Source organism: Paenibacillus sp. 10L310 (assembly GCF_056395745.1).
In genome coordinates this window covers 110,133-128,464 of sequence record NZ_JBFTKC010000013.1, presented here as the reverse complement: position 1 = coordinate 128,464, position 18,332 = coordinate 110,133, and the positions used below count along the sequence as shown (strand labels likewise).

The 18,332-nt window shown below is 47.1% G+C and carries 14 protein-coding genes; 5 read left to right on the top strand and 9 right to left on the bottom strand.

Features of this window, described 5'->3' with window-relative positions:
- The first annotated feature begins 166 nt into the window (after positions 1 to 166).
- On the top strand, positions 167 to 793 hold the full coding sequence (locus AC1DE7_RS23345) for a TetR/AcrR family transcriptional regulator (protein WP_477535283.1): 627 nt from the start codon (positions 167 to 169) through the stop codon (positions 791 to 793).
- A 2-nt stretch (positions 794 to 795) separates the two neighbouring features.
- Here the strand turns inward: AC1DE7_RS23345 and pdxR are convergent, their stop codons facing one another.
- A complete protein-coding gene (pdxR, locus tag AC1DE7_RS23340) occupies positions 796 to 2,262 on the bottom strand; it encodes a MocR-like pyridoxine biosynthesis transcription factor PdxR (RefSeq protein WP_477535282.1) in 1,467 nt (488 codons plus the stop codon).
- A gap of 157 nt (positions 2,263 to 2,419) precedes the next feature.
- On the opposite strand from pdxR, the gene AC1DE7_RS23335 reads away from it, so the two are divergent.
- Positions 2,420 to 3,010 (top strand): GNAT family N-acetyltransferase, encoded by a 591-nt coding sequence (locus AC1DE7_RS23335; protein WP_036612892.1) that lies wholly within the window; start codon positions 2,420 to 2,422, stop codon positions 3,008 to 3,010.
- A gap of 40 nt (positions 3,011 to 3,050) precedes the next feature.
- Here the strand turns inward: AC1DE7_RS23335 and AC1DE7_RS23330 are convergent, their stop codons facing one another.
- The gene (locus AC1DE7_RS23330; RefSeq protein ID WP_339190841.1) at positions 3,051 to 3,947 is read right to left on the bottom strand and encodes a diacylglycerol/lipid kinase family protein; all 897 of its coding nucleotides are present in this window, start codon (positions 3,945 to 3,947) and stop codon (positions 3,051 to 3,053) included.
- Between the two features lie 315 nt (positions 3,948 to 4,262).
- Between AC1DE7_RS23330 and AC1DE7_RS23325 the strand changes: the two genes are divergently transcribed.
- Positions 4,263 to 4,856, top strand: a complete 594-nt coding sequence (locus AC1DE7_RS23325) for a hypothetical protein (protein WP_036612896.1) — start codon at positions 4,263 to 4,265, stop codon at positions 4,854 to 4,856.
- 656 nt (positions 4,857 to 5,512) lie between these two features.
- Here the strand turns inward: AC1DE7_RS23325 and AC1DE7_RS23320 are convergent.
- From AC1DE7_RS23320 to uxaC, 4 genes are all read right to left on the bottom strand, one after another.
- Entirely contained in the window at positions 5,513 to 7,390 is a 1,878-nt protein-coding gene (locus AC1DE7_RS23320; protein WP_036612899.1) for an ABC transporter ATP-binding protein, read from the bottom strand.
- Positions 7,387 to 9,114, bottom strand: coding sequence for an ABC transporter ATP-binding protein (locus tag AC1DE7_RS23315; RefSeq protein ID WP_477535281.1), 1,728 nt, complete (start codon positions 9,112 to 9,114; stop codon positions 7,387 to 7,389). Before AC1DE7_RS23315 ends, AC1DE7_RS23320 begins: the two co-directional genes overlap by 4 nt.
- Positions 9,111 to 9,653: a MarR family winged helix-turn-helix transcriptional regulator gene (locus tag AC1DE7_RS23310; protein ID WP_253503941.1), complete on the bottom strand. Its 543-nt coding sequence runs from the start codon at positions 9,651 to 9,653 to the stop codon at positions 9,111 to 9,113. The genes AC1DE7_RS23315 and AC1DE7_RS23310 overlap by 4 nt, the downstream gene beginning before the upstream one ends.
- A gap of 400 nt (positions 9,654 to 10,053) precedes the next feature.
- Positions 10,054 to 11,496 carry a glucuronate isomerase gene (gene uxaC, locus AC1DE7_RS23305; RefSeq protein ID WP_477535280.1) on the bottom strand — a complete coding sequence of 481 codons (1,443 nt, stop codon included), beginning with the start codon at positions 11,494 to 11,496 and terminating at the stop codon, positions 10,054 to 10,056.
- Positions 11,497 to 11,699: 203 nt separating this feature from the next.
- Between uxaC and AC1DE7_RS23300 the strand changes: the two genes are divergently transcribed.
- Together AC1DE7_RS23300 and AC1DE7_RS23295 are read left to right on the top strand one after the other, a co-directional pair.
- Positions 11,700 to 12,443 carry an MBL fold metallo-hydrolase gene (locus AC1DE7_RS23300; RefSeq protein ID WP_477535279.1) on the top strand — a complete coding sequence of 248 codons (744 nt, stop codon included), beginning with the start codon at positions 11,700 to 11,702 and terminating at the stop codon, positions 12,441 to 12,443.
- Positions 12,444 to 12,508: 65 nt separating this feature from the next.
- A complete protein-coding gene (locus tag AC1DE7_RS23295; RefSeq protein WP_036612914.1) occupies positions 12,509 to 12,787 on the top strand; it encodes a hypothetical protein in 279 nt (92 codons plus the stop codon).
- A 78-nt stretch (positions 12,788 to 12,865) separates the two neighbouring features.
- Here the strand turns inward: AC1DE7_RS23295 and AC1DE7_RS23290 are convergent, their stop codons facing one another.
- The 3 genes from AC1DE7_RS23290 to AC1DE7_RS23280 all read right to left on the bottom strand — a co-directional run bounded on the left by AC1DE7_RS23290 (position 12,866) and on the right by AC1DE7_RS23280 (position 18,241).
- Complete coding sequence (locus AC1DE7_RS23290; protein WP_133120453.1) at positions 12,866 to 13,498, bottom strand: hypothetical protein; 633 nt, start codon at positions 13,496 to 13,498, stop codon at positions 12,866 to 12,868.
- Between the two features lie 546 nt (positions 13,499 to 14,044).
- Complete coding sequence (locus tag AC1DE7_RS23285; RefSeq protein ID WP_076328674.1) at positions 14,045 to 15,526, bottom strand: alpha-amylase; 1,482 nt, start codon at positions 15,524 to 15,526, stop codon at positions 14,045 to 14,047.
- Between the two features lie 402 nt (positions 15,527 to 15,928).
- Positions 15,929 to 18,241, bottom strand: a complete 2,313-nt coding sequence (locus AC1DE7_RS23280) for an ATP-dependent DNA helicase (RefSeq protein WP_036667896.1) — start codon at positions 18,239 to 18,241, stop codon at positions 15,929 to 15,931.
- Positions 18,242 to 18,332: the final 91 nt, after the last annotated feature.

Genomic DNA, 18,332 nt, shown 5'->3' with positions numbered 1-18,332 from the left:
TCCCTATTCTGTTTCTATGAAGCCCTAATATATATGATGGTGTAGTAATGAACCACGGGTCATAGTATAATCGAGTTAATTATATATACCGGAAGGTTAATTTTGCAATGCCTAATTTTGTGAACACTTCTAACAAGCAATTAAATACGTAAAGAGGTATGTACTTATGAGCAAAAAAACAAACATTCCCCGTTCACCGGGTAGACCCAAAACAACTGTGGATCAAGCATCTGTGCAATCCAACATATTGATGACAGCTTCACGATTGTTTATGGAATACGGGTATGAGCCCGTCTCTCTCCAGCAGATTGCTTCTTTATGCAATGTAACCAAAGCATCGATCTATTATCACTTCACCAGCAAAGCCGATCTGTTCACCGTTGCCATTACCCGCATGATGGCGATGGGCATGCAGCAGACTTCGCTCCGTCTGGATGAACCTGGTACGTTGCAAGAACGACTGGTTAAGGTTGCTGAAGCCAAGATGCAGCATTCCCATATTGAAACGGAGACCATGATGCGAGAAGCCGAGAAACATCTGGACACGGAGCAACTCGCTCAGATTCGGGAAGCAGAGGTTCGCATATTCGAAGTACTAGCTACCCATTTTCAGAAGGAGATGGACAATGGTTATTTGCGGGTCGGGAACCCTATGCTGCTTGCCCATGCATTTACGTCACTGCTGATGCTCGCGAACCGCGAAGATGTACGCAACATGAATGGCGGCAACATCGAGGAACTTGCGCAGGAACTGGTGGCGCTGTTTCTGGATGGAGCGGTTAAACGGAACTGATGCTAGCTCCAGATTCTAGCCAATGCGGCAATACCCGGGTCAATGCGTTCCAGCTCTATTCCGGCAAAACCGATAATGAACTCTCTTTTGCCGTCTGCTGGTCTGCTCCCGTTCGCCCACAAATATTCCGTTGAACTGATCTGTATCCCTGCCTCTATCGCTGCGATTACCAATTCTGTGGCTGACTGTTTGGTTACCATTCGCAATACCAGATGGAATCCGGAATGTTGACCCCTTATTTCAACCCGATCTCCAAAATGCATCTGAATGGCCTGACCGATCAGGTCATGCTTTCGTTTGTAGACATTACGCATTTTACGGATATGCTTGCCCAGTTCTCCTTCACGCATGAACATCTCCAATGTTCGCTGATGGAGTCGGGAGGCTGATTGCTCGAATAGAACATTCTTATACATTTCGCGAAAATCATCCATTAATTCTCTCGGAAGCACCATGTAATGGATACAAAGAGCAGGTGCGAGCACCTGCGAGAAACCACCCATATAGATTACGCGACTTCTCTCGCGTAGCCCCTGCATTGATGGGATTGGTCTTCCATGATACCGGAACTCTCCATCGTAATCATCCTCGATAATGTATGCCTTTGTTCGTTCCGCCCATTCGAGCAACGCCAATCTGCGAGTGATCGGCATGGTCATACCTAGTGGAAATTGGTGAGAGGGTGACACACCCGCCAATTTTACCCCGGACTGTTCCAGCTCCGTTAAGTTTATGCCATCAGGATCCAGAGAGATCGGGACAACCCGATAACCATAATTGTGGAATGTACCAGGTAACAGTCGGTATCCAGGATTCTCTACACCGATGGAATGCGTTGATTCTCCTTTGTGAAGAAGGGTCTGTGCTAATAGAGACATTAGCAGATGCTGTTCAGCACCCACAACAATCTGCTCTGGAGAACAGCTGACTCCCCTGAACTGCGCAAGATAGACAGCAATCTCACATCGTAGTCCCCATTCTCCCTGAGGGTCTCCATAGAACAACAACTCCTTCGCTTCTTCCCGCCAGATTCGATTAACATATTGGTGCCACTTGGCAATTGGAAACAGGCTGAAATCATTGCGTGACATATGAAAATCATATTGAACTGCTCGGGCAGGGCGTATTGCCTGATGGTCTGACCACGTCTTTTGGGCCACGGGAGCTTGTCCGGCTGTCTGTTTATCTGTTTGCCCAATCTGCATGGCATGATCGCTGTCCACCATGGCACGAACATGATAGCCACGACGTGGCTGACTGTATATATATCCTTCGGCGATCAATTGCTGATAGGCCCATTCCACCGGGGTAGTGCTTATTCCAAGCATCTCGGCAAGTTTTCGCACCGAAGGCAATCGGCTATGTTCAGCCCAATCCCCGTGAATGATTTCCCTTTTGATATGATCCGAGAGCTGTACATAGATTGGCGCACTATCGTTCTCGTCTAGCTTCGGTAATGTAATCATCATGATGCACCTCATCTGTCCTGCAAAATTAATTAAAACTGTATATTTGGAAGTATACAGTATTGGGATATACTCATGTCATCATCAATGTGTAACGCCAACTTTAAGAGGCAGGGCCATCTCGATCAGTCCCGCCTTGAACCTATAGGAGGAACAACTAATGTCACATTCAAAACCTTCCCCACGTATCCCACGTCTGCTAGAAACGTCGCGCATATATCTGCGTCCCTTCGAGATTACAGATGTGGATGCATACTTCCCCGGTCTGTTTGACGCCGAGATGCGTAGGCTGACGGGAACACAGAACAGTTTCACACGCGCTCAGGTCGAACGTTATGTTGAGAGCGCTGCACAAGATGACACCAGACTAATGCTACTTATTGCTTTACAGGAAAATGACCAGATCATCGGAGATGTCGTCCTGATGGACATGCATGCCAAGAATCGCAGTGCACATATCCGGGTTGCCATCGATCAGTCGGAACATCAAGGAAAAGGTTACGGTAGCGAGGCGTTGCTACTTATGCTGGACTACGGCTTCGGAATCTGTAACCTGCATCGAATCGAGCTTGAGGTGTACGCCTTCAACGAGCGAGCCATTCGCACGTATGAGAAGCTTGGATTCCAGCGCGAGGGTGTGAAGCGGGATGTCTTGTTCTACAATCATCAATACCATGATGCCATTCAGATGAGCATGCTTGAGGATGAGTTCAGGCAACGTGATATGAGAGATCAGCCAGGGAATGTTTAAGTTTTCGATCAACTAAAATCAAACTAAAAAACCGGGGGATCTAATAAACCTCCCCGGTTAGAAACTTCAGATGACCCGTCAGCACCGACAGCTCGGCGGGTGTCTCCATATACAATTCGCCGTCCGTGTCAGCTGACATCGGCGCATCCGTCTTCACTTTTAACGTAGATGCCTTGAAGTATGAAATACTCTCACTCTGAGGTTGCCATTCTCCCTCTGGCTTGTGCGACAGAATCTCTCGCAGCAGCGGAATGCCTGTCTCATGAATAATGAGCACGTCCAATTCGCCATCCTGCAACGCATCCGGTGCAAAGGGCAATGCATTTGTTCCCAGAAAACGGCCATTGGCTGCATAGATCATCACCGCTTCGCCTTCCATCTCTTTCCCATCCGCCTCCAGTTGGTAACGAAACGGCTCTGTATGACTAATTGTCTGTAAAGTGCTGATAAAATAACTGAGCTTCCCCAGCGCGCCTTTCAGATTCTCGTTAATATTCTGCGATGCATCACTGATCAAGCCAATGCCAAAAAAGTTCGTGAACACCCGATCATTAGCTCGTCCAACATCAATAGATACCACCCGACCTGCCAGCATTTCTTGTGCCGCAATCTCTGCATCCGGTGAAATACCGAGCGAACGGGCAAAGTCATTACAGGTGCCTCCAGGCAATATACCAATCAACGGAGGATGTTTCAGATCGGCCAGTCCATTCACGCATTCATGCACCGTGCCATCCCCACCCAGGATGAAGACCACATCGAATTGCTCCCCGCGTTCACGACACAGCATCTCTCCCTCACCCGGTTCATCCGTGCGTACAATGACGAGTTCATGAACAGCAGGAGCCAGCACACCAGCCACAAGGCCCACTGTATTCTCACGATTGGCCTTGCCCGAATGATGATGATGAATTAACAACGCTTTGTTAAACTCCATCCCTCTTCCTCCATTCCAATGCTTGTAAACCTTTACCCACAAAGGTTGAAGCCGTAAACAAGCCCTTCGCTAAGTACACATCATGATTCCAAATAGGTTTCCCAATCAGGTATGCATCCTAATCCTCATTCATTCGTAATAGCTAGATGGCCCGTTTATCCATAAACCATTACCTTTTTTAACCAGATGTATGCATGAGAAAAAGGGTTTCTCCGCACCTTAATGTCATAAGGCTGCAAATTTTGCTGGTGAGAACCCATTCAAATTGAGTCAAAACGGTTATATCTATACCATATACGAATGGAGGGATTCCCTATGATTCCGGCAACGTTGGAACAATTGGAGCAAGTTCGCAAGGAATGCCGTACCATGGTTCGCAAAAGAGCTACCGCTTCTGCCGGTACAACACTCGTTCCGCTGCCCGGTACAGACGTACTGGCTGATGTGGGGATGCTGATGCAGCTGTTGCCTGCCATTAACAATAAATTCGGATTATCACAAAAACAGTTGGACGGCATGGACCCTGAGACCAAATCCATGATCTATGGATTCGTGATGTCCATCGGAAGCAAAGTCATCGGTCGTATGATCACCAAGGAATTGGTTGTCCAGGTTCTGAAAAGAGTCGGCGTACGCGTAGCCACCAAATCCGTCGCCAAATTTGTCCCCTTTGCAGGACAGGGATTGGCTGCCGCACTCAGCTTCACAGCCATGCGCTATGTGGGTAACAAACATGTGGATGACTGTTATGAGGTTGTGAAACGCATGATTGAGCAGCGCGAATTAATCCCGGGTGAACCCGCTCCGTCTGCGCTGGAGGAAGCCAACAGCGACGACGTGAAGGCAGAAGTAAGGTCGGTCTCTAGCAATGACACTGATGAACCTGCGAACGATTCTAAGGATCAGTAAAATGCGGGTCATGCCCTGTTCAAACAGAGGCATACAAAGTATCTCATGACTAATCTGGATGTCCCACTCGGTGAGCTTATGCTCGTATGCTTGTATCTAGATTGATGTACAATGAATTCAAAATATAAATAAACGGGACAAAGCAGTGTAGTTACACCGCTTCGTCCCGTTTTTATTTTTGCACGCATGGCATATGTATGACAATTATGACTACGGTTTATTAGAATATTTTAACGAACTCAGCACACTCTAATAGGCCCAATTCCACAATTCCGGCGTTCTAACGAATCGTAGACACTTTATTTCCTCATTCTGCAGTTTCTTTTACCGCTTTGTGTTACTTATCCGAGAAATAACATGTCTCAAGTTCGTTAGAATTGGGAGTGCTTGATAATCCTCCATATAAGGTGTCTACGATTCGTTAGCATGGACGAAGGATGAACCCTCATCCTGTCTGCACCTCACGCAAACAACTGAAAGGCTGACGAGCACCTCAACCCAGTTACCATTCCAACGTTCCTTCATATCTTATAGATCCATCGTATCCAAACGAATCCAATCTGCTCCACATTAGAATCGACTCCTCTGGATACACGACAAATAGCCGGGAGCACCGCTAAGAGTGCTCCCGGCTATTCTAGTTAGTTACAGTGTAATCAGATCGCCTGCGGTTGTTGCTCCGCAAACTGACTATTGTACAGATCGGCGTAGAAGCCCTGACTTGCCATCAATTCATCATGATTACCCTGTTCAATCACGTTACCATGATCCATAACCAGGATCAGATCGGCGCCGCGAATGGTAGACAAACGGTGTGCAATGACAAAGCTTGTGCGATCCTTCATCAGATCATTCATTGCTTTCTGGATAAATACTTCGGTCCGTGTATCCACGCTACTCGTCGCTTCATCCAGAATGAGGATGGCCGGGTTCGCCAGAATCGCTCTTGCAATGGTCAGCAACTGTTTCTGCCCTTGAGAGATGTTCGACGCCTCTTCATTCAGCACCGTATCATAACCATCAGGCAGTGTACGGATAAAGTGATCCGCATGTGCCGCAACGGCTGCCTTGATTACATCCTCTTCCGTAGAACCTTCTCGACCATAGGCGATGTTGTCCCGAATCGTTCCGTTGAACAACCAGGTATCCTGAAGCACCATGCCGAACAGACTGCGCAGCTTACCACGCTCCATGTCCTTAATGTCTGCACCGTCAATCGTAATCCGACCATCCTGAATTTCGTAGAAACGCATTAACAGGTTGATCAGAGTGGTTTTACCGGCTCCCGTTGGTCCAACAATGGCTACCGTCTGTCCCGGTTTTACATCAATATTCATGTTATGAATGAGCAGTTCATTTTCTTTATATCCAAAATTAACACCTTGGAATGCAACCGCACCTTTAGGCTGCTGTAGTTGCACGGGTTGTTTGGACTCTGGAACTTCTTCCTCTTCATCCAGCAACTCGAATACCCGTTCTGCCGAAGCAATCGTTGATTGAATAATATTGGAGATATTTGCAATCTGGTTAATCGGTTGTGTAAATTGACGGGAATATTGTGTAAAGGCCAGAATATCCCCGATGGAGATAGAACCACGTGTAACGAAGATCCCACCGACCACACAGATCAGTACATAACCCAAGTTACCCACAAAACTCATGAGCGGCATAATAATACCCGAGATAAACTGGGCTTTCCAGCCAGATTCATACAGTTCTTCATTGACCTTCTCAAATTGCTGTACGGATTGTTCTTCACGTCCAAATGCTTTGACAACCTTGTGTCCGGTGTACATCTCTTCGACATGACCATTCAGTTCCCCAAGGGATTTCTGTTGACCCGCAAAGTGTTTTTGCGAACGAGATGCAACCAGCATGACAACAACTACACTGAGTGGCAACGTCAAAATCGTGATCAGCGTCATCCATGGACTAATCGTCAGCATCATGATAATTACGCCGACAATTGTGACGATGGACGTAATGAACTGTGCCAAACTTTGCTGAAGTGTATTACTGATATTGTCCACGTCATTCGTGGCACGGCTAAGTGTCTCCCCAGTTGTGCGGGAGTCAAAATATTTCAAAGGAAGACGTCCAACCTTCGCACTGATCTGCTCACGCATGTCATACACAACACGTTGGGCCACACCGGCCATCAGGTATTGCTGAACATACATAAATGCAGCACTGAACAGATAGAGTCCGCCAAGCAGGTATAACACTTTCATCAATGCAGGAAAATCAATCCCGGCTCCCTGTACACCCTGAAGGATGGCAATGGCGCCTTTACTGAGAATATCCGTTCCTTCGGCCATAACTTTTGGACTGATGATGCTGAATACGGTACTCAAAATGGCTGCAACCAGCACACCTAGCAGACGAGAACTATGGGGCTGGAGATAACGAATCAAGCGACGCAGTGTGCCTTTGAAATCTTTTGCTTTCTCAGCGGGAGGTCGCATGCCCATTCCGGGACCTGGACCCGGCCCACCATGGGGACGAGGCGACTTACGTTCTGTACGTTCACTCATGCGATCTCCTCCTCTGTCAGCTGGGAGGATACAATCTCGCGATACACTTCATTGTGCTCCAGCAGCTCTTTATGTGTTCCTGAACCGACAATTCGGCCCTCATCCATAACTAAAATGCGATCGGCATCCATTACTGTACTTACGCGTTGCGCAACAATCAGCACAGCCGCTTCTGTCGTTTCGGACTTCAGCGCAGCACGAAGTTTAGCATCCGTTTTGAAATCGAGAGCAGAGAAACTGTCATCAAAGATATAAACTTCCGGACGGCGAACAAGTGCGCGAGCGATGGACAGACGTTGCTTTTGTCCACCAGATACGTTGTTACCACCTTGAGCGATAAGGCTGTCATATCCCTCTTTCATCTCGGTAATGAAGTTCTCCGCCTGAGCTGTACGGGCCGCATGAACAATTTCATCCATTGTGGCATCGTCTTTCCCGTGACGAATATTCTCCGTAATCGTACCCGTAAAGAGGACTGCCTTTTGTGGTACAAATCCAATTTTGGCACGCAGATCTTCCTGCCGAATTTCACGCACATCCGTACCATTTACCCGAACACTGCCTTCGGTCACATCATAAAATCGTGGAATAAGACTGAGCAATGTCGATTTCCCAGAACCCGTACCACCGATAATGGCTGTTGTCTCACCTGAGCGAGCTGTGAAGGAGATATCGGACAAAGCTGGATTCTCTGCGCCCGGATAACGGAAAGTTACATTGTCAAACTCAATCATACCCTGCATGGATTTCATACCACTAGGCTGCTCGGGATTGCTAAGATCCGGCTGCATATCAAGCACTTCGTTAATCCGTTCTGCCGATGCTGAAGCTCTTGGAATCATGACAAAGATCATGGAAACCATAATCAGTGAGAACATGATTTGCATTGCATACTGGATGAAGGCAATCAATGCACCGATGTTCATATTACCAGTGTCGATCCGCATTCCACCAAAATAAAGGATGGCAATCATCGAAAAGTTCATAACCAGCATCATCACAGGCATGATGGTCGCCATGAGTACATTAACTTTGATCGATGAATCTCTCAGTTCTGTATTGGCCCCGTTAAAGCGCACTTTCTCATGCTCCCCACGGTTAAAGGAACGAACAACCCGAATCCCTGTTAACTGCTCACGCAGCACCAGGTTGAGTCGGTCCAGCTTTTTCTGAATGGTTTTGAACAAAGGTAAACCCTTGGCACCAATCAGCGCAATAGCTCCACCGAGTACCGGAAGCACGACCAGGAAAATCGTAGATAATTTGGCGTCCTGAGATACCGCCATGAAGATACCCCCGATACACATGAGCGGAGCCATAATCATCATGCGCAGCATCATTGTAAGTACATTCTGTACCTGTGTGATGTCATTCGTCGTACGCGTAATCAGCGAAGCAGTACCCATCTTATCGAACTCTTGGAGAGAGAAGTTCTCCACATGGCGGAATACTCTGCTACGCAGTTGTTTGGCAAATCCACCCGCTGTTCGAGATGAGAGATAACTGGCAATCACCGAACACGCTGTTCCGCCAATCGCGATGACCAACATCCATCCACCAATCTGCCAGATATACGGGATATCCCCTTTAATGATGCCGTCATTCACAATATCTGCCATTAACGTAGGCAGGTACAATTCAGCAAGCGACTGAAACAGTACCAACACCAGAATAAAAATAATCGGAATTTGGTATGGCTTCAGCATGCGAAACAGTTTCATCATGGCTTATCATCTCCTCTTGTCGAATCATCCTTGTGCAAGGAAGTTAATGTATCAAAAAAGGTGTATACCTTTGTCAACAACTCAGCTAGCTGAGTACTGTCTTGCTCACCCAAATGCTCAACTAACTTATTGAATATTTCCATGCGTTCTTGGTGAGCAGCCCGAATAATTTCACGACCTGCTTCAGTAATCGTGATGCGGACAGCACGGCGATCCTCCGGGTCCATCGTCCGTTTGACCAGCCCCTCATCTTCAAGGCCACGAATAACAGGTGTAATGGTCGGTGACTTCACTCGTAGCAATGCGCTGATTTCCGAGACTTTCATCCCGGGATGGTTGGATTCGATCGTGTCATTGAAATCAGGCGGATTGTCCTGCCAGTTCAATTGTTCTCCCGGATGCATCCCGTGGAGTAAACAACCCAGCACCATAATTTCATTGTGATTGCGCCCATGAGGTTTATGTTGCCTCCATTTGCCTTTATTAAACTGCATAATGGAGTACAAAAGCTTCTGAGCGACCGGATCTATACCAGTCATAATGGGTCCCTCCTTCTTTCTTTATCATTCCATAGACATCCAACATCATAGGACATCTATTAAATAGTAATACAATTAAATAGATGCACAATTAATTAGGTGTACTAAGTATATTATCGCAAGAAGCCATTGTCAAACATCTAAAAATAACCAACATAAACCCATAACCAAGAGCATACACGCGCTTGATTATGGGTTTTGTCATATGGCCTCCATTGGAGCCCACTATAGTTATTATGTACAATTCCATGAATTCAACTTATAAAGAAACTCCCGTTCATTACTCCGGTGGATGATGGCCCGGAGGTAAGGAAGGGGAGCATTTTATTACGATTGAAAAGTAGACACAAAAGAATCTTCTTATTGCATAAATTGCATGATTAGGTGCGTTTGTTACTCATCAGGACTGTGAAGCAGAGACTGTTTTAGGCACTGAGGCAAACGGGAAATACTCTTTTGCATTGTTGTAGGCAATACCCTGTACGATCTGACCGAGCAACTCCATATCCTGCGGTGCCTCCCCTTGTTCGGCCCATTCACCGATGAGGTTGCAGACGAGACGACGGAAATACTCATGCCGGGTGTAGGACAGGAAGCTGCGTGAATCGGTTAGCATGCCGACAAATCGGCTGAGCAGACCTACATTCGCCAGGGCTTTCATCTGGGCTAACATGCCATCCTTCGTATCGTTAAACCACCAGGCTGCACCAAGCTGGATTTTGCCCGGAATACCCCCGCCCTGGAAGCTGCCGATGATCGCCGCGAGCACTTCGTTGTCCCTTGGATTCAGAGAATACAGAATCGTTTTGGGCAGTGCTTGTTGTTGCTCCAAAGCGTCGAGCAATCCAATCATCGCTGCGGAAAGCGGCGTATCATTCACGGCATCGTAACCAGTATCCGGCCCAAGTTTGGCAAACATCCGTGTGTTGTTGTTACGGGCTGCATTAATGTGGAACTGCATCACCCAGCCCCGATCTGCATACAGTTTGCCAAGGAACGTCAGCGTTACCGTCTTGTACTTGTCCTCTTCCTCACGAGTTACCTTCTGACCCGCAAGTACCTTTGCAAAGATGGCAGCTGCTTCTTCGCGTGTAGCCACGCCGTAAGGAACATAATCAAGTGCATGGTCAGAGACTCTGCCGCCGACGGAATGGAAAAATTCCACACGTGACTCCAGCGCAGCAAGGAAGGATTCATAATCTGAAATGGCAGTGCCAGATGCCTGCGACAGCTTGCCCACCCATTCCACGAAGGTATCCCGGTTCAATTCCAAGCCTTTATCCGGGCGGAAAGAAGGTAATACCGCCGTATCAAAGCCTTCGATTTCCTGAATTTTCAGATGATACTCCAGAGAATCCGTTGGATCATCGGTTGTGCACACAACAGTGACATTGGATTTGGTAATCAGATCGCGTGCACCGAATCCGTCACTGTTCAGTTTGGCATTTACTTTTTCCCAGATGGCCGGTGCGCTTGTCTCATTCAATACTTCGTAGACGCCGAAATATCGCTGTAATTCCAGATGAGACCAGGCGTACAGCGGATTACCAATCATCATCGGTACCGTTTTGGCATAAGCCATGAAACGATCGTAATCGATTACTCCCTCGCCGCCGGTCACATATTGCTCTTCAATTCCGTTTGCGCGCATGAGCCGCCACTTATAGTGATCACCGTATAACCAAGCCTCTGTAAGATTGCCAAAGGTTTTGTTCTCGTAGATCTCCTGAGGACTGAGGTGGCAATGATAATCAATAATGGGCATGTCTTTGGCATAATCCTCATATAACTTGATCGCCGTTTCATTGTGTAGCAAAAATTGTTCATCCAGAAAAGATTTCATTCGCCTCGCACGCTCCCTTTAGGTGAGTTTACGTTCATATGGGTTCACTTCCCATCTTTACGCTACACTGTTTATCATCAAAGTTCAATATAAAATGATAGCGTTATCAAAAAAGGTTGATTTAGGCATATATTCGGGAACAAGGTATACTGGATTTAACGCAAGGATGCTGATCTGAAGATCACACAAGGAGATGAAATGAATTGAAAATCACTTTTCTCGGCACTGGAGATATGTTCAGCGTGGAGCAGCACCACAATAGTATGTTGGCTGAATTCGGAGACACGCATCTTGTCATTGATTTTCCAGAATCAAATGCTAAAGCACTCAAGGAATATGAATTCGCCATGACCGATATCCACAACGTGTTCATTACGCATCTACATGAAGATCATATTAATGGTGTACAGATGCTGGGTTATTACGCACAGATCGTAGGCGACCGCAAACCCCGTCTGTTCATACACGAACAATTGGTAGATCCGCTCTGGAACATTCTATCCCCCGGCATGCGCTACACAACGGATGGTGAACGTACCATGAGCGATTACTACGATGTCGTTCCCCTGCCAGATGGAGGCACATTCGAACTGGGCGGCGTGACGTTTGAGACGTTTCGGACACAGCATGTTCCCGGTATGGTCAGCAATGGGCTACTCGCCAAGCCTTACTTCTATTACAGTGCTGACAGTACACTCGACCAGGAACGTGTGGAGCAAGTTGCCGCTGATGTGCAGCTGATTTTCCATGAATGCCATATGCACGATCTGGTCATCAAATCCCATACTTCATTGAAAGATCTGGAGCAGTTACCCGCGGAAGTGAGACAGAAAACCGTACTGATGCATTATCATGATGAGTACGCGGATGCGGACAGACGGGATCAGTTCAACCGCGAGTATGATCTGCGGATGGTTGGCACGTTGGAATCATTTGAACTGGAGTAGGTAAACGGAGAGAGGGCATCGGATATTATCGTATTTGGACCTATATTCTAATGGAGGTCATTGCTATGGAATATCGAATTGAACAAGGTTACTTTCTGATATATTCTCCTGCAAGAAGCACCAGTAGTGGAGACATCATGGTGGTTAAATTACTGGAAAGACCCTTTAAGGACAGAATTGAATTCCTCATTAACAGCAAAAACTATGAGTGTACTACACACCATGAATACTTAAACTTTGAGCCAACTTCTCATCATAAACCTGAGAAGCCTGGAGCATTTTCAATGGAACGAAGTGAGTTCAATCGAATGTGGGATACGATGAATCAGTATTTTGAAAAGTAATAACCTTACTATCTCAAATAGATAACCGGCAGCGTCTACTCAGATTCCTCATACGGAACTGGTGGGCGTTGCTTTTTCCTATTTTTCTTTCTCCCATGACTTCATATGCTCAATTGTCCTCGGAGAGGGCTCGGCATGGATGTGAAAATAATCTTCCGTTCGCTGATCATTTGGGCCATAGGAAATTTTGATATACATATCTGCATAACGCTGGAGGATATTGCTGTCGATCTCCGCCTTGGGCTTCAAGACGTAACTTCTGCTCAAACTCAATCCAAGCGGTTCCTTGTCAGACTCTAAACTAATCTCGTGTGTATTGCTCACATTGGAATGAAATAACGCTCCGGCATCTATTCGATTTATCATGTTGGGATCGAGGGTGAAGGACTGAATGACATTAACCATGGGCACCCGAGCCTCATTCACCAAAATCTCATAAGTAATCCGATCAACTCCGGATTCATGACTCACATCCACCGTTGCTGTCAAATTATAATCATCTGGCGAGTTCGTCTGAAAAGACTCAAGGTTCTTCGTAACCCGCTCATTCAAATCTCTTCGCTCCGAATTCAACGTATACTCATCGGTTCGCTTCGGTTCACCCGCTGGCCCCTGGTTTGGTCCCAAACTGCAAGCCCCCAGACACACGGCTATTACACATAGGTACATGACTAACGGGAAGAAACGGTTCATCTCTCTTTTGGGACTCATGCCGCCCCTCCTCTTCTCCAATCTTCTGCAAAGAATATCGCTTATTACGTTCTCTCATTTTATTTTCTAACACTCCATATTTGGATTATTGTACCATGTATTAAGATGTGGGACCGAACTGTTTCTTTCTCATTTCATGTTTTTAATTGTAGCAATGATTCGTTTGCGTATGGCGGCGACACTTAACCCACGTTAAGCTAACGAATCTGAGAGACCTTATTCGGCTGAAATCCGAGTTACCAGTATTCTAACGAATCTCAAACGCGTTAATCAGGTGATGTTGCTCCAATTGGCGCTATTTCATTCGTTTTTGAGAGTAATAAGGTTACTGAGATTCGTTAGAATTCCAATAACGCTAATTCAGTGCAAATAAGGTGCCCTCGGTTCGTTAGGATGGAGTTTTAGTTGAACCTAGATAAATGCAAAAAACCACCTGGACACAGGTATACTCGCTCTCCTGTTCAGATGGTTTAACGATAACGATCTATCTATATACTGTTTTTATGCGGTCGGTGTACCTTTTCTTATCCTGCCTGGCACATGCCGTTACTCAGCGTCAGCGCAGTCCTCATTCTGTTCCGGAAGGGCCCATACCGAGACGCCTCCACCGCACACATGGAAGGTGGCCCAGCCGTCTTCCTCAATGGTAATCTGATCATCACAGCTCTTCGTCAGATCCACCCAAACCTCACCAGCACGATGCTCTCCGATGAACATTCTCTTCTCACCGTCATCCCCGTTGGAGATGACCACTGCACAACCGGAACCTTCGATTTCCTCTACGCCACGACGTACCCAGCCAATCGTATTGGCGTGATCGAAGTAATCTTCTTGCTCTCCATACGCCTTGTTGCAACGGGCTGACAGCAGAATGTCCAGAATTTCTTTTTTGCCATCCACAGGTTCAGGACCACCAATGCCATAATAATCTCCGTAAAATACAACCGGATAACCATCGCGACGTAATAGTGTCAACGCATAAGCACTCGGCTTAAACCAGTCTCCAATCCATGATTCCAACGCTTCATGAGGTTGGGAGTCATGGTTATCTACGAAGGTTACCGCATGTGTGGGATGGGTCTGCACCAAGGTGTCATCAAAAATTTTGGAGAGATCAAAGTCTCTACCTGCAAGCGAAGCCTCATGCAACTTGTAGTGAAGAGACACGTCAAACAGGTCGATCTGATAGTCTACCGTATCGAGGAATTCACGACATGCATCCAGGTTTGAATTCCAGAACTCGCCTACGATGTAGAAATCCTGACCGCGTTTGCGGATCATCTCCGCTGCGAATTCCTTAATGAATTCATGGTTGATATGCTTAATCGCATCCAGCCGGAACCCACCACACTGGAGGGTATCGATCAGCCATTTCCCCCAATCGATCATCTCGCGCCGAACATCCGGGTGGTTATAATCTATATTGGCGAACATCAGATAGTCATAGTTACCAAACTCATCATCAACATTCTCATTCCATTTTTTATTCTCTCCTGCGATGCGGAATACACCTGTTCGTTCTCCCTTGGCATCAAAGTCCGTGCCGTTGAAGTGTTCAGAGTTCCATTTAAAAGAGGAGTATTGATCCCCGCGACCCGGGAATGTAAATTTGGTCCAGCCCTCAATCTCAAACGGCTCAGAAATTTCCTTCGTTCGATCATTGGGATCAACCTCGATCACTTTGAACACTTCCGTCTCATCTGCTCCGGCCTTGTGATTCATAACCAGATCCACATAGACGGCAATGCCGTTCTTCTGACACTCAGCAATGGCCTCCACCAGTTCCTGCTTGGTGCCATATTTGGTCCGTACGGTACCCTTTTGATCAAATTCGCCCAGATCGTACAGATCATATACACCATAACCTGTATCTTCTGCTGACACTGCCTTGGTTACGGGTGGCACCCATACCGAGTCAATGCCTTTGGCTTTAAGTTCCGGGGCCATTTCAGCCAGTCGCTTCCAATGATCTCCGTCTGCAGCCAGGTGCCATTCAAAAAACTGCATCATGGTATGATTTCTCTTCATTATAACCGACCTCCTTGATTGCTTTCGAAGCGGACCGCGGAACGGATAGGGTAATCGCCGTTGTTCGTTCGTTGCTAACCAAGTTATAACCCTTTCACCCTACCCTTCAATCATATAAAGGAAAGAAAATCAAAAAATATATGCTGTATAAGCTTAACAAAGATTATTTACACTGACACTACGATGACAGAATAACCTTCCAATCGCTGTTATCCCCAGATTTTTTGATTCCCTTTTTCGAAGGGGAAACTCCGAGGATAGCGTATGCTTCCGATGCAGCTTTCTTTCAGAAAGCTTTTAGGCGAACGCTTCGCTTTTTCAGGTTTTTTCTGTCCTCTCCGTTATCGTGTAAATGATTAGTTCAACTTATATACATGCATCATTTCATTCATAGTTCTTTCATCAAATTCGCTTGTAGTCCCGCCACTCCTCTGGCAGCAGGGAACGATAAGGTTCTTGGATAAACCGATCGTCGACCAGCACCAACACACCCCTGTCTTCCTCCGTCCGAATCAGCCGTCCACCCGCTTGCAGCACCTTGTTCATACCCGGGAAAATATAGGCATAATTGAATCCGTTGCGTCCTGTCCGATCATAGTAATCACGTAATACGTTGTTCTCCAGACCAATCTGAGGTAGCCCCGCACCTACCACAACGACGCCATTCAAGCGGTCTCCCGGCAGATCGACACCCTCCGAGAATACGCCACCCATGACGGCAAATACCAAGCGTGTTCGTTCAGGATTCGGCTGAAATCCATCCAAAAACTGCTCCCGTTCCAGTTCGTTCATGCCTTGCTTTTGTATGACCGTATCCGCTTCATTCGGAAGCTGTGCATAGGTTTCGTATATCTCCCGCATATAAGGATAAGAAGGGAAGAAGACCATTAAATTGCTGCGCGGCCACTCACTTACTAGCTGTTGCAGCATCTCCGCAATGGGGCGCCGGGACTGTTCCCTGTCCTTATAACGCACGGATAAGGGCAGGAGTCTCACATCCAATTGTTCACGCTGAAACGGCGATGGAATCTGCAATGTATAATCCTCTTCCTCTGCACCCAGCATATCCCGATAATAGCGAAGGGGTGACAATGTGGCCGAAAAATGAATGAGGGAGCGGAATCCTTTGGCCGTCTGACGAAGCAGTACCGAAGGATCGAGACAAAATAACTTCACTCTCACTTCACTTCGAACACACTCTGCATACGTAATAAAACGTTCATCATACAGCTTGGCAATACGCAGGAAATTCTGTGCCGTGAAGTAGGCATCCAACAGCAGCTGATCCGTCTCGGCATTCCCCGAACCACCTTCAACAAGGCATTGCTCCGCGACCATGACAAAAGGCTCCAGCCGTTCAATCAGTTCCTCCGGCGCCTCCTGCTGGATGATCTTTCCTTCTTCTCCACCGTTTTTCCGAAGGGTAATCAGATACTTATCAATGGCCCCGGTGTAGTCAACAATGGCTTTGGCAGCAGGCACACTGCTGTCCAGCGACTGGAACTCTCTTTTCACATCCAGAAATACTGCCTTCTCCAGCTCAGCGGAAAACATCATTCGGCCACGATCGACCAGATTATGAGCCTCGTCCACCAATAACACCGTCTTGCGTTTCTGCTCCTCCAACATTCTTTTCAGAGAGATCCTCGGATCGAAAATATAGTTATAATCGCAGATCACCGCATCGGCTGCATATGCCGCATCCAGTGAAAACTCAAACGGACACACCCGATGTTTGCGCGCATACTGCTCGATGACCGGACGTGTCATCAACGTCTCATGTTCCAGCATGTCCAGCACAGCACCGTTAATACGGTCATAATACCCTTCACACATGCCGCATTGCCCCGTATCACAAGCTTCTTCTTCCTTAAAACAAATCTTGTCCTTCGCGGTCAGACTGATCACATGCATCTTCAATCCTTCCGATTGCATCCGGGCAAAAGCTTCTTCTGCCGCCACCCGTGTCGTCGTCCTCGCGGTCAGATAGAACAATCGGCTCGCTTCGCCTTCGCCAATCGCTTTGACCGTGGGGAACAGTACGGACATCGTTTTACCAATGCCTGTTGGTGCTTTGGCCATCAATCCCTGACCCTCACGGATTGTTTTGTAAACGGCTCCTGCCAGCTTTCGCTGTCCCTCCCTGTATTTGCGAAAAGGAAACGGCAGCTCTTTCACACTGATATCACGCTTTTCTTCATATGCAGCGATCATCTCTGCATATGGCGCATAACCGGCAATCACTTCTGCCGCAAACTGCTCCAGTTCCTGTCGTTCTGCCATTCGGCGAAACCGTCTTTCTTCATGGGTAACCGAATGCACATACGTCAACTGAACTTGCATACGTGGTTCGTCTTGCTGAACGGCGTACATATAGGCATACATCATCGCCTGCGCCCAGTGTACGGGAAGACCTTCTCCCAGATCATCCAGATTGCCCGCAGTTGATTTGATCTCATCCACCGTCAACTGACCCTCCAACCGGATCAGGCCATCACATCGTCCCTCCACCACATAGGTCAGATCCCCATGTTGAATCTCAGCTTCGAGCACAATCTCTTTGAGATCCTCTTCCGTGTACTCCTTCTGTACCCGCTGATGAATTCGAGTTCCCTCCTGCATCGAGGCATTGGTCCGGAACCCTGGACGTATGCTGCCACTGCGGTACACATACTCCACCAAAGGTCTAACCGATATCCGAATTGTTGTTGTCATACGATCACCCGTTCTGTTTGTAGTGATTATACTTTATCATGAAATATGCTTTTGGACACAGCACCACCTCGAAGAAGTGGAAAATATTATA